We start from the raw sequence: 12,588 nt of genomic DNA, 5'->3' as shown, positions 1-12,588 counted from the left end.
TTAGACTTCTCCTTTTTTTTGTAAAACTTCAACTAGACGGAAATGTTTTGTTTTTGAAATTGGACGGCATTCTGCAATTTTAACAAAATCACCAACATTTGCTGTTCCTGCTTGGTCATGAGTTGCAAATTTCTTTGTTTTTTTGAACCGTTTTCCATAAAGTTTATGTTTGTAAGCTGTCTCAACAGAAACCATTATTGTTTTTTCAGAAGTGCGAATCACTTTTCCTTGCAGTGTTTTACGAAGATTACGCTTTTGGGGAATTTTTTCTAAATTATTGTTCATTTTGGCTACTCATTTCTGCTGGTTTTGTTTGAATTTTTGGGGCTAAAAGCGGCTTGATATGTGCATTAAAATGGGCTTTGATTGATTTTGGCGATTTTGCAAATACGACTTTTTGCGCTTTTTTTTGCTTTTTGGTGAGTTTTTTTGGCTTTGGACTTTGGGCTAATTTTTGCTCAGAAAGAATTGTTAAAATTCGGGCAATTATTTTACGAATCTGGCTGATTTTATGAGTTTGGTCTAAATTTGAACTTTGATTTTTAAATCTTAAAGTAAATAATTCAGAACGGTATTCAAGAAGAAGAGAGTTAAGTTCGCTTGGTGTTTTTTTTAAAAGTTCTTTATATTCCATTGTTTTCCTAAGATATAGTTACTATTTTTCATTTTAGTGGTAATTTATGCCCACCAAGTCGAAGTGCATCACGAGCAACATCGTCTTTTACACCTTTAATTTCAAACATCATTGTATTTTTCTTAACAACAGCGACTCAACGATCAACTGAACCTTTTCCAGATCCCATTCTAACTCCAATTGGCTTAGAAGTTAAGGACAAATGTGGAAAAATTCGAATAATAACTTGACCTTCACGTCCCATTCTTCTTGTAATTGCAATACGGGCAGCTTCAATTTGGGCTGCAGAAATTCAAGCTGAGCCAACGGCTTGAAGTCCATAGTCACCAAAGGCTAAAAAATTTCCTGAGTGTGCTTCCCGTTTATCGTGATAAAGACGGAAAGTTTTACGGTGCTTAGTTTTTTTTGGTTGCAACATTTTTATCTCCTTTTATCACTTCTTATGACAGATTCAATATCAATTTTTTGTCTGGTTTCACCAAGTGATACTCAAACTTTAACGCCCAAAATTCCGTAAGTTGTTTTTGCAATTGCAGTTGCATATTCAACATTTTGACGTAAAGTGTGCAATTTCATTTCACCTTCGGCATATCCTTCAGAACGAGCCATTTCAACACCATTAAGACGACCAGAGACAAGTGTTTTTACCCCTTTTGCACCCGCTTTTAGTGCGGTTCGAATTGCAAATTTTTGGGCAATTCGGTAGGATCCACGTTGTTCAAGTTTTTGGGCGATAGTTTCAGCCATTAATTTTGCATTTAATTCAGGATTTGTGATTTCAATTGCATCAATGTGTAAAACAATTTTACGGTTTTTAAGAGTTTTTTTCAGTTGTTCAACAATTTTTTTCAGATTTTCGCCTGAAGATCCAAGAAATGAACCAAGTCTTGCTGTATAGACTAAAACAGTAATTGCATTATTGCGATCACGACGAATTATTGTGTTTCCAATTTGGTATTCACGAGTTAATTTTTCAAAAAAACGGTGAATTTTAACATCTTCTAACAAATTAGTGGCAAATTTATTTTTGTCTGCATACCAAATTGCATTATGAGCTCTTGTTATTCCAAAACGGAAACCATTTGGATTTACCTTTTGTCCCATTATTTTTCTCCTTGTTTTGGATTTAAGTCTTGATTGTTAGTTTCTGGTAAAACTTCAGCAGAAGTTGTACTTTCAGAGTCAAAAGTCTCAAAATTATTTGAATCTTGACTGTTGTCTAGTGCTGCAAGAACGACTTTGAAGTGAGAAGTTCTTTTAAGAATTTGACTTGCTGATCCTTTTGCCCGTGGACGAAAACGTTTTAGCGTTGGACCTTCATTAACAATCGCTGATTTTACAACTAAATTTGCTTGTTCAAGACCATGATTATTAATTGCATTGGCAATGGCAGAATTAATTAGTTTTCGAAAAATTGGTGATGCTTTTTTATTAGTATGGGCTAAAATTGAAAGGGCTTCAAAGACAGGTTTATTTTTAACTAAATTAGCAACAAGGCGTGCTTTTGAGGCAGAAATTCTTTGGGTTTTTAAAGAAGCAACTGCATAATTATTGTTTTCTAAATTCATTTATACTGTCCTTTTATTTCTTTTTAGCCTTGTCTTTTCCATGCCCATAATAAGTTCTTGTTGGTGAAAACTCACCTAATTTGTGGCCTACCATATCATCAGTAACATAAACTTCGTTAAAAATTTTGCCATTGTGGACCAAAAAAGTTAGACCAACAAACTGGGGAAAAATAGTTGACCGGCGTGATCAAGTCTTAATTGGTTTGCGTGAATTTTTCATAATTGCATCATCAACTTTTTTAAGAAGATGCTCATCAGCAAATGGACCTTTTTTAAGTGAACGAGCCATTATTTTTTAGATTCCTTTCTTGAACGGATTATCAATTTAGTTGAAGCTTTTTTAGGATTTCTTGTCTTAACTCCAAGTGCTTTTTTACCTCAAGGAGTAAGCGGAGTTTTACGTCCAATTGGTTGTTTACCTTCTCCACCTCCATGTGGGTGATCATTTGGATTCATTACTGATCCCCGAACGGTTGGTCTAATTCCTTTGTGACGATTTCTTCCTGCTTTTCCGATGTTAACAAGTGAATTTTCTTCATTTCCAACTACACCAACAGTTGCCCGGCAAGTAGATAAAATTCGACGGTATTCTCCTGATTTTAGTTTGAGAATAACGTATTTTCCGCTTTCATCGCGACCTTGAATTTGGGCTCAAGTTCCGGCTGAACGAATTAGCTGACCCCCTGCTCCTGGATGGAGTTCGAGATTGTGAACAAAAGTACCCTCAGGAATATTTTTAAGCGGTAGGCAATTTCCAACAAGAATATCAGCCTCAGGACCCGAAGAAATTTTTTGTCCTACTTTTAGATTTTTAGGTGCTAAAATGTAACGTTTTTCACCGTCAATATAAGAAACAAGCGCAATATTTGCTGAACGATTTGGGTCATATTCAATTGTTTTTACAATTGCAGGAATATTGTCTTTATTTCTTTTAAAATCAATTAGACGGTATTTTCTTTTGTGGCGTCCACCTTGGTGTCTAACGGTAATTTTACCTTGAGCATTACGGCCTGAATGTTTTTTTAAAGTAACAAGCAAAGACTTTTCGGGTTTGTTTGTTGTTAAATTTGCGCCAAAATCAAGTGAAGACATATGGCGACGGCCGTTTGTTGTTGGTTTATAATATTTAAGCGCCATTAGTTTGTCTCTCCTTGTTCGTTAGTTTGGTTTTCGGGCTGATTTTCCTCAGTTTTTTGACTTTCGGCTGCCTGTTTTTTTGCAAGTTTTTGGGCTATTTCTTGATTTTTTTGCTCTAGCTCGGCTCTTTTTTCTTCAATTTGTTGACTAAATTCTTGTTGGTCTTTGTTGGTTTGGTCAATGCTTGCTGCAGCTGGAGTCTCGTCCTCAAAAAGATTAATTGTGTATCCTGGTTTTAATTTTACAAATGCTTTTTTATATTTAGTACTAAAACCACGTGATTTTCCTAGTTTTTTTTCTTTTTTTGGAACAGTGAAAATATTAACTTTTTCAACTTTGACATTAAAAATGTATTCAACAGCTTTTTTTGTCTCAGAACGATTTGTTGTCGGACTTACTTTAAAAGAATAAACTCCTTGAGACATTAACTGGTAGGATTTTTCAGTTAAAATTGGACCTTTAATAATATTATTTACGTTCATCTTCAATCCTTTTTTTAAGACTTGCAATATCATTTTCGGAAATGATTAACAAATCAGTTTTTACTAGTGATTCAACTGTTATTGAATTAGGTTTTACTAACTCGACATTTGGTAAATTTCTTGCTGATAAAAATAAATTTGTATCAGTTGATGCGATTAAAATGTGACGAAGTTTATCAATTTTAAAGGTTTTTAACTGTTCTACAAGAAGTTTGGTTGAAATTTTGTCCATTGAAAAATCATTTACTAAAACTTGGTGATTTTGGGCTAGTTGGGAAAGGGCGCCAACAAAAGCTAGTTTTTTTACTTTTTTGTTTACTTTTAGAGTGTAATTTCTTAAAGTTGTCGGTCCAAAAGCGCGACCCCCGCCAACAAAAATTGGTGATCTTCTTGATCCAGCACGGGCTTTCCCGGTTGATTTTTGTTTTCAAGGTTTTTTACCTGTCCCTGAAACTTCACCACGGTTTTTAACTTTGTGAGTTGAAAAACGACGTGAGGCTCTTTCGGCCAAAATTGAGTCAAAAATAGCTTGAGTTTTTAGTTCTCTTTTTTCAAATAAAACTTCTGGAAGAGCTTTATCAGGGTTAAATTTAACAATATTTTCGTATTTTGCGCTCTGAATTGAAATTGGTGTGTTTTTATTCATGTTTTAACTCCTGATCTTTGGGACTAACTTCAAAAAGATTAATGGGAGTTTTAGAAGTTGATTTTTTAATTGCGGTTCTTATCATAACAAATGATTTTTTTGGGCCAGGAATTGAACCTTTTACTATTAATAAATTATTTTCCTGATCAACTTTGACAATTTCAAGTGACTGTTTAGTTACCCGAGAATGTCCAAGACGTCCTGGCATTGTCATTCCTTTAACAACTTTGTTTCCGGAAATATCTCCAAGTGAACCAGTTTGACGAATTGGTTTTGAACCACCCCCACCACCGTGAGATCTAGGTCCGATTGCTTGATTGTGACGTTTAATTGGACCGGCAAAACCTTTTCCTTTTGAAGTTCCAATTACATCAACAAATTCACCTGCGCTAAAAATTGAAACATTAATGCTTTGACCTAGTTTTAAACCTGGAAAATCACGGAATTCACGAACAAATTTTTTCGGTTTAGTATCAGCTTTTGCAAAATGACCTAGTTCAGGTTTTTTGTGAGCTGATTGCTTTTTGTCAAAGACACCGAGCTGAATTGCCTCATAGTTATCTTTTTCTTTAGTAAGAATTTTTGTAACTATGTTTTCAGGAACTTCAATGACGCTAACAGGAATTGAAATACCTTCAACTGTAAAAAGTTGCGTCATTCCAATTTTTCTACCTAAAATTCCTTTCATTTTAATTTACCTCGATTTCTAATCAAACGCCAGCTGGCAATTGTGTTCGTGAAATTTTTTCTGTAACTGCTTTTTGATTGTTTGGCGAAACTTTTAAAATTACTAGCCGTTTGTGAGTGCGACTTTCAAATTGTTCACGAGATTTTTTATTAACGTGGACAGATCTCAAAATTGTATAAATCGCTCTTGAAGTTGGCAGCGGTACCGGGCCACATGTCTCGACATTAAGTTCACGTGCTAAAAGAATAACTTTTTTAGCAGCAGCATCAATTTGACGGTGGTCAAACGATTTGAACTTAATTTTTATTGATGTTGTGCTCATAAAAATAAGTGAGTTGCTCCTGTTCATATTTTTGAACGGACTCTACATAAAAACCAATACACAAAAACAACTCCTTCTCGTGTATTGCAACCTTATGTTTCATAGTCCTTACAATGTAAAGATTAATTATAACAAAAAAAGGAAAAATTTTCTTATCTTTGTAAATATTTTTTAGAGAAATTTTACCAAAGCAAAAAATAAGAAAACTTTTCTTCGAATAAATGCTTATTTATTATACATGCAAATCCCTTAAAACAAAAGACAAAAAATGATTTTTTCTAAATTAATATAAGAATTTATAGGTTTTCTAGCTTTTTGTAGTTTTGATTTTAACTTTTTTAATAGTTAATTTTTTAATTTTTCAATAGCTAAAAATGACTATCAAGCCCAAAACTGAGATGAGAACCATAAATATTAAAAATGAAAAGTAAAATGAAAGATAAATAAAAGTTGCGGTTGTAGCAATTGTAACTAAAGTGTAAAAAATCGCTCTAGTTACTAGTGAAATTCCGTTTTGGACATGGAATTTTTCTTTGCTAAAAAATAAATATGACAAACTGGAAAAAGTTGGGAAAAACAACGAAAATATAAACTGATTAAAACTAGTAATTATCATATATGAATAAAATTGAACATTTAAATTTTTGATAAAAGCAACAAAAGGTCAAATTCAACCTAATATTAAAAGGCCAACCAAAAGTCAAATAATGCTAATTTTTTTTCTTGTTTTATTTAATATTAAAAAACTAACGATTGTTCCTAAAACTGAAGCAAACGAAAAGCCAATATTGAATCACGTTGCTAATTGTTGGTAATTAAAAAGTTCAACTTGACTTTGAGAGTTAATATATTTAAAAACTGGTGGAAATAGCGTTGTTCTTGGCAAAAAGAAAATTGCAACAATAAAATGGCCGGCTAAGACAAAAACTCATTTATAAGTCGAAATTTTTTTGTCATTTTCTTTGAAATTTTCTTGCTGACTAAGGGCAAAATCAAATTTTTTTGCATTTAATTTCAGCCAAAAATAAAGGAAACCTGAAATTGAATAGGTACCCATATTAAACAAAACCATTCAATAAAAATCAAGTCTAGAGTAAATAACTAAGGCAAATACTGCCGAAATTAAAAACCCCATTGCTGTTGCAAAAGAGGAAAAAACATTAATATTTTGCATCTGTTTTTCATTATTTGCTAAATAATAAACAATGTTTTTCAAATAAATAAATCGAAAAGCATGGATAAAACCAAGCAATGTATTAACTAAAATTAATATTATTGAAAAGGTAAAAATTTGACTATCAACCAGACTAAAGAAAATAATTAACAAAAAAGCTAAACAAAAAACACTCAAAATATCTGAAATTAATAAAATAATTTTGTCATTTTTTCACTTTTGGACAATTTTGCTACTAAATAAATAAACTACCAAATTAGGTATTTGAATTAACAAATATAAAATTGTAACAAGCCAAAAATCGCCTGTAATTTTAAATATGTATAAAGACGAACTAAACTTAAAAGCTTCCGAACCTATAAGTGAAGTGCTAAGTGAACTAGTAAATTTGATTGAATTTTTAAAAAATATTGTCATTTATTTCCTTGCAAATTCAAAGCAAAAAGAAAAAATTTTTTATTAGTGACATCGAGGAGTTAGAATATATTTTTGACACCGGAATTGATAAAGTTATGGCGTTTTGATTTTGAAAATTAGTAATATCAGTTGAGCCTGAACTAAAATAAGGTTTAAAAGGAATGTTATTTTTTTGAAAAATTTCGACAATTTTGTTATAAAAAACAATATTATGTGCTGTGAAAGTATCAGCTACTCTTATTTTTATACCTTCATTATTTCAATTTTGGTCCTCACAGACATCAATATTGACCAAAAATTTGTATTTTTTAACTTGATTAGTAACAAAAAAATCTTTTGTTCCTTGTAGTTGAATTTCCGCTTTTGTTGTCAAAAGAATATCAAAATTTTTGTCAATATCCAAAAGAATTCTAGTTAATATGTTAGAAATTTTATTATCTTGATTTCGCGAAAAGATAGTAAATCCGGAAATTTTTACCTCACTTTTGGGTAAAACTTGGTAAATTCCATTTTCAGGGATTCCAAGGCACTTTAAATTAGGTCGATTTATTTTTGCACTTTTTTCTTCAGAAAAAACTAAATTGTCAACTTTGACACAAGAAATTTCATTAATTTTTTCTGAATTCTGGTCAAATATTTCAAAAACACCTGAGTCAAAATAAGTTTTTCCTTGATTAAAAACCTCACCAGCTATTGCAATACCGCCAACTTCATCACTGTGATTTATAAATAAAACATTGTTATTCTTATTATTTTTTGATAAATAACCACCGTTTGTTTTTTTATGAATATTATCAGCAAACAATTTTTCAATATACTTTTTTTCAAAACCTGGAATTGATGGAAAATTCAAAAAATTTAACATCATATTTGTATAAATTAGCTTGTTTTTTAGTATTTTGTCAAAAAAATTTAAATTGTCTTTAAATTGTTCTTTTATAAAAGTTAAAAAATTATAGATATAATTTTTTAAGGATTGGTCAAAATAATTATTGTAGCTTTTTAATTTTAAAAAATCAAAATATTTATCAAGCATTTTGTCATAATTATAAAACCAATAAATAAAGAAGCTATTTCATAGACTATTTTGAAAGAAATTTTTTTCGCTTTGATAATTAATGTTGTCTGGATTTTTACTTAGTATATTTCAAGAAATGTTCAAATCATCAATTATACTTAGCATTTTTTTATTTGAATCATGTGGAAAAACTGGACTTAGAACATAACCTATCATCGTAATTTTTTGAAAAAAAGCATACTTGATCTTTAATTCATAAAGATTTTTGTATTGGGATTCTTTTAAAAATTGCTTGTTTATTGTTTCTAATATTATAAATTCAATAATAAAACCGTTAATTCTAAGTACTTGTAAATTTTCGTCTTTTTTTATCAATTCAGCATTTTCTTCTTGCAAAATAAAATTAATAAATTCTTGACGTTGACTAAAGGAACAATTTACAAAGCCCAAATCCAAATCGTTGGGCTTTCGACTTATAAAATTTTCCTTTCAAAATAGATAACTTCCTTTTAGAAAAATTTGCAAATTCAAATTATTTTCTTTATTGAATTTGCTAATTAACGATGCTATTTGGCTAATAATTTCTTGCATTTTTATGGTAAAATTTCCAAACTTACTTGTCTAGGGATTGACTCAACTTTGCGGATATTAGATTCGCTTATTATAAATAGCGATAATCATTCAAGGCAAATACTAAAACCGAAGTTTTTAAAGGCATATTTTTTATCATTTCTGAATATCGCTCGTATTTTTAGGATCCTTTTTATGATATTATAATGAATTTAACGTTTCATTGCGATTTTATTTATACTTTTTTTGGTAAAATGCCACTATTATTGAGGGAAACTATTTAATCAAAAAAAATTTTTGCGATCGCCAAAATTCATGTTTTTGCCTTTTGTTGTTGATTTTTAAAAAGTAAAAACTAGCTTAACACTTAAAATATAACTGTAATTTTGCTGAATTAGTAATTGAAATTGTCAAAATTGTAACATAAAAAACATAAATAAGTAGAAAAAGAAGGGAATATTAAATATTTTGTTTTATATTTATAGTTTGCAAAAATAGCTATGAATAAAAATATAATTTTTACCATTTTTTAACAAAATTATATTTTTGTATTTTTCTTATTTTGTTCTTTATTATTTGCTTTAGTATGGTAAAATTATGACTAACACTAATTTATAAATAAAAATTTATTAAGGATAATTTATGATAATTACAAAAAAATAAAAAATCACTAGACCTAAGTAAAATTTGATGGTGGATTTCTATCTAAGTCAAGTGTAAATGTAGATGTTTTAATTGATTAAAATGGTTTTGTTGTTGTTGTTGTTAAATCACTAGTTATAATCATAAATTGCTAGAATTAATTAAAACTATTGGGGTTGAAAATAAAAAATAACAACATTCAGCAACTGGCACTTGGCAAGAACTGAATGCAATGAAGGAAAAGTTACGAATATATTGCCTAAATCTTCTTTTCATAAAGTTTCAAAATTATCTCAAAATTTAGAGGAATAGTCATGATACCTAAAATTTTTACAAAAAAATGAGTTATTTTTTCAATTATTGGTGCTAGTTTGGGAACAATTGCTATAAGTGTCCCTTTAATTTATTATGCTCTTACTAGGCCTGTTGAAGTTGAAATAAATAGATTTGAACCTAAAACATTAACTAGTAATTCAAAATCCGCATCTATTTTTTCTAATTCTAATCTAGAAAAAATAAACAGCTTTATTTTAGAAGGCGAGTTAAAAAAAGGAGTAGAAAAGAGTGACTATGCTCTAAAAAGTGAAGTTCAGTTAGAGTATAATTACGACTCTGCGAACCAAATTTTAGCAATTTTAAAAATGTCGAATAACATTAATCAGAGCGATAGAGTAAAAACAACCTTAAAAATCACACCTGACTTGACAAGAAGAATAACTTTTGATTTATTTAATATTCGTCAATCAATTAACATTTATTTCGCTATTAATCCGTCTAACAATTTTTCTAAAATTATTAATTTTATTTCAAAATATTATGACAAAAATAAAAAACAGTTTATTGATATAAAAAATAACTTTCGAGATTTAGCATGAAATATTTACTATTTTAAATTAAATGGGCATGATTTTCTAAAATATTTCGATATTAAAGATTGAATTAGGGGTGAATTCAAGAAAATGAATTTTGAAAGCGAAGAAGTATTGTTAAACGGGAGTGAAAATCCCGAATCACTAGACAATAAAGATTCACTACTCACGAAAAAATATATCTCGATTTTATCAATAATAAATACTTTAGGCAACAATCATTTTTCTGATATTATAAAAGAAAAACAAAAATCAATAAATATTTTAATTGAAAAATGGGATAAATATTTTAGACAAATCATTGAAAATCAGGAAACAGAAGAAAATATAAGAAAATTGGACATTTTACTTTATCCAATATTTAGTTTTTACCACTTTAGCAAGAATTTTTATAAGTATTCTTCAGAGTATTTGTCAAAAATAAATGAGTTCACTAAAAACTGATTGTTAAATTTTAAAACAGATAGTGATACTCGGTACTATGCCGGTGTACTTCTTTACTATTATTTTGGAAATAATAAAAATTTAGAACCCGAATTACTTAAAAAAAGCGAAGAAATTGTAGATTATGTTCTTGAAAATAGATTGTTTCGTCAAGAGGCTGATATCACAAAAACTATTTTTGTAAAACAGATTTTAGAATTTAGCGAGAAAAAAGATAATCAAGTGGAAAAAATAAATCAAACAATAGAAACCTTATTTAATCAAACAATGGAAAAACCGGAAAATAATCCTGATTTTTTTGCAGACTTATATAATTATGTATTTTTTTCAATTAAGACTCATCCCGATTTTTTAAAGAGTCAAAAAGATTTTTTAAACACAATAATTGGTTATAGTAAATTTGTAAAAAAACCAATTGATTTTTTTTATTTGTCTAAAACAATTGCGGTATTAAATAGCTTTTATAATACAGACAAGCCGACAAAAATTAATGTTTCCAAGCAAATTTTTGACAATATTATGAATGCAAAACTAGAAAAAAATGCTCCATTTTTTTTAAAATTTATTCACTTATTTATTAAGTTTATTTTTAAAAATGAATTAGATGACAACAAGGAAATTGTCGAATTTATAAACCAAAATCTTGATGAAAAAAATATAAATAACACTGAATTTTTACAACATCTTTTTTGGTGTATTGAATTTCAAAGTGCAATTAAATCAAAATTGGATCACCAAATAGACTCTACTAAATTAGAAAAATTTATTTCATTACTAAAAAAAGATATTTTGGATAAAATTGATAGAAAAATAGGTAAAACACATTTTTTGAATATTAAAACTATTTATATGACTTATCAAATAGATTTGCTACTTAAAAATGATAAAAATTAAAAATTTAACTAAAAATTTTAACTTAGACATCCCGTCTAATGAGTTGGTCTTTGTAGTTGGACCTTCTGGCATTGGGAAAACTACTCTCATTAACCTGAATTAGTAGAAAAATTCAAACAATTAGTTTTTTATCTATGATTCTGATTGTGCCACTTTTGTTAATTTTTTCTACTAATTTATGAAGAAACAACCGGAAATTTTAATAACTTACTTTTTGTTATTTAAATTTTATTTTATGTTTATAGATTTTATGGTTTGCAAAATTGCTATGAATAAAAATATAATTTTTACCGTTTTTTAATAAAAATTATATTTTTGTATTTTTTTTGTTTTTGTTCTTTGTTATTTAATTTAGCACGATATAATTATGACTAAAAATTTACTAAGGAGATCTTATGTCTTTTACAAAAAAAATAAAAAAAATTTTACTAAACTTAACAGCATTAACAAGTTTGACGCTTGCAGTAACAACACCGGTAATTGTTGCTAGTCAAAAAATAAATGCGAAGGCTTCTTTAGTTTTTTCTGGAATTTCGGTTTTAGCAAACAAAAATAATATAGAACAACTTGCTGAATGACATACAGATGACTATTATTTCGGAATATCATTGATGGGTTACCAGCATTTATCATATTATGGTGGTTTATTTTATCAAGACAAAATTTCATGAACTGGAAAAGCAAGAACAAAATTTAAATTAAAAAATAAATATTATGATAAACCAAAAAATTTAAAATTAAAGGTAGTATCTTGAATTTCAGGGGTTGGAAGCCCTTCTTTTCAAGTTGGTGACGAGATAAAATATAATGGTAAATTTTCACCTAGGGCAAGTATGAATATAGATACTTCAATTGATTCAAATGGTTATCTTGTTCAGTCAATCACTAATTATAATAATAAATTTGCTTCAATTTATTATGATCATCATGGTTGAAAATACAAAGCAACAGGATTTGGCATCTTAGCGTCAGCAAGAGCTGAATACGATTGAAAAACTATCAATTTATTATCTAATTCTCCTTTTTATAAGGTTTCTAAATTATCTGAAAGTTTGGAATAACAGTAAATGATTTCTAAAATTT

General features: G+C 28.7%; 14 protein-coding genes and 2 pseudogenes. 3 read left to right on the top strand and 13 right to left on the bottom strand.

What is annotated here, in order from left to right:
• The 13 genes and pseudogenes from rpsQ to R7X45_RS01560 form a co-directional block, all read right to left on the bottom strand.
• Positions 1 to 285, bottom strand: a complete 285-nt coding sequence (rpsQ, locus tag R7X45_RS01620; protein WP_129644584.1) for a 30S ribosomal protein S17 — start codon at positions 283 to 285, stop codon at positions 1 to 3.
• Complete coding sequence (gene rpmC, locus R7X45_RS01615; protein ID WP_044284056.1) at positions 275 to 634, bottom strand: 50S ribosomal protein L29; 360 nt, start codon at positions 632 to 634, stop codon at positions 275 to 277. The genes rpsQ and rpmC overlap by 11 nt, the downstream gene beginning before the upstream one ends.
• Before the next feature lie 7 nt (positions 635 to 641).
• Entirely contained in the window at positions 642 to 1,052 is a 411-nt protein-coding gene (gene rplP / locus R7X45_RS01610) for a 50S ribosomal protein L16 (RefSeq protein WP_010321355.1), read from the bottom strand.
• Positions 1,053 to 1,054: 2 nt separating this feature from the next.
• On the bottom strand, positions 1,055 to 1,738 hold the full coding sequence (rpsC, locus tag R7X45_RS01605; protein ID WP_252262520.1) for a 30S ribosomal protein S3: 684 nt from the start codon (positions 1,736 to 1,738) through the stop codon (positions 1,055 to 1,057).
• Positions 1,739 to 1,853: 115 nt separating this feature from the next.
• A pseudogene (rplV, locus tag R7X45_RS01600) lies at positions 1,854 to 2,202 on the bottom strand (50S ribosomal protein L22); the annotation flags it as partial.
• Between the two features lie 13 nt (positions 2,203 to 2,215).
• Positions 2,216 to 2,491 (bottom strand): 30S ribosomal protein S19, encoded by a 276-nt coding sequence (rpsS, locus tag R7X45_RS01595; RefSeq protein WP_010321352.1) that lies wholly within the window; start codon positions 2,489 to 2,491, stop codon positions 2,216 to 2,218.
• Positions 2,491 to 3,339 (bottom strand): 50S ribosomal protein L2, encoded by an 849-nt coding sequence (gene rplB, locus R7X45_RS01590; RefSeq protein WP_069099475.1) that lies wholly within the window; start codon positions 3,337 to 3,339, stop codon positions 2,491 to 2,493. The genes rpsS and rplB overlap by 1 nt, the downstream gene beginning before the upstream one ends.
• On the bottom strand, positions 3,339 to 3,821 hold the full coding sequence (rplW, locus tag R7X45_RS01585; protein WP_318055673.1) for a 50S ribosomal protein L23: 483 nt from the start codon (positions 3,819 to 3,821) through the stop codon (positions 3,339 to 3,341). Before rplW ends, rplB begins: the two co-directional genes overlap by 1 nt.
• On the bottom strand, positions 3,808 to 4,467 hold the full coding sequence (rplD, locus tag R7X45_RS01580) for a 50S ribosomal protein L4 (RefSeq protein WP_252262523.1): 660 nt from the start codon (positions 4,465 to 4,467) through the stop codon (positions 3,808 to 3,810). The genes rplW and rplD overlap by 14 nt, the downstream gene beginning before the upstream one ends.
• Positions 4,460 to 5,155, bottom strand: coding sequence for a 50S ribosomal protein L3 (gene rplC, locus R7X45_RS01575; protein WP_129644594.1), 696 nt, complete (start codon positions 5,153 to 5,155; stop codon positions 4,460 to 4,462). Before rplC ends, rplD begins: the two co-directional genes overlap by 8 nt.
• Position 5,156: 1 nt before the next feature.
• Positions 5,157 to 5,477 (bottom strand): 30S ribosomal protein S10, encoded by a 321-nt coding sequence (rpsJ, locus tag R7X45_RS01570; RefSeq protein ID WP_029513109.1) that lies wholly within the window; start codon positions 5,475 to 5,477, stop codon positions 5,157 to 5,159.
• 307 nt (positions 5,478 to 5,784) lie between these two features.
• Positions 5,785 to 7,068: an MFS transporter gene (locus tag R7X45_RS01565; protein WP_318055672.1), complete on the bottom strand. Its 1,284-nt coding sequence runs from the start codon at positions 7,066 to 7,068 to the stop codon at positions 5,785 to 5,787.
• On the bottom strand, positions 7,052 to 8,677 hold the full coding sequence (locus R7X45_RS01560) for a hypothetical protein (RefSeq protein ID WP_318055671.1): 1,626 nt from the start codon (positions 8,675 to 8,677) through the stop codon (positions 7,052 to 7,054). Before R7X45_RS01560 ends, R7X45_RS01565 begins: the two co-directional genes overlap by 17 nt.
• A gap of 935 nt (positions 8,678 to 9,612) precedes the next feature.
• On the opposite strand from R7X45_RS01560, the gene R7X45_RS01555 reads away from it, so the two are divergent.
• From R7X45_RS01555 to R7X45_RS01550, 3 genes and pseudogenes are all read left to right on the top strand, one after another.
• Positions 9,613 to 11,505, top strand: coding sequence for a hypothetical protein (locus tag R7X45_RS01555; protein WP_318055670.1), 1,893 nt, complete (start codon positions 9,613 to 9,615; stop codon positions 11,503 to 11,505).
• Positions 11,492 to 11,602: pseudogene (locus tag R7X45_RS03745) on the top strand (ATP-binding cassette domain-containing protein); the annotation flags it as partial. The gene R7X45_RS01555 and the pseudogene R7X45_RS03745, both read left to right, overlap by 14 nt.
• Before the next feature lie 298 nt (positions 11,603 to 11,900).
• On the top strand, positions 11,901 to 12,566 hold the full coding sequence (locus tag R7X45_RS01550) for a hypothetical protein (RefSeq protein ID WP_318055669.1): 666 nt from the start codon (positions 11,901 to 11,903) through the stop codon (positions 12,564 to 12,566).
• Positions 12,567 to 12,588: the final 22 nt, after the last annotated feature.

The organism is Mesomycoplasma ovipneumoniae, from assembly GCF_033343935.1.
GTDB classification, from domain to species: domain Bacteria; phylum Bacillota_I; class Bacilli_A; order Mycoplasmatales; family Metamycoplasmataceae; genus Mesomycoplasma; species Mesomycoplasma ovipneumoniae_G.
Note: the sequence above shows the minus strand (reverse complement) of the source record. Positions and strands in the feature narration are given on the sequence as shown.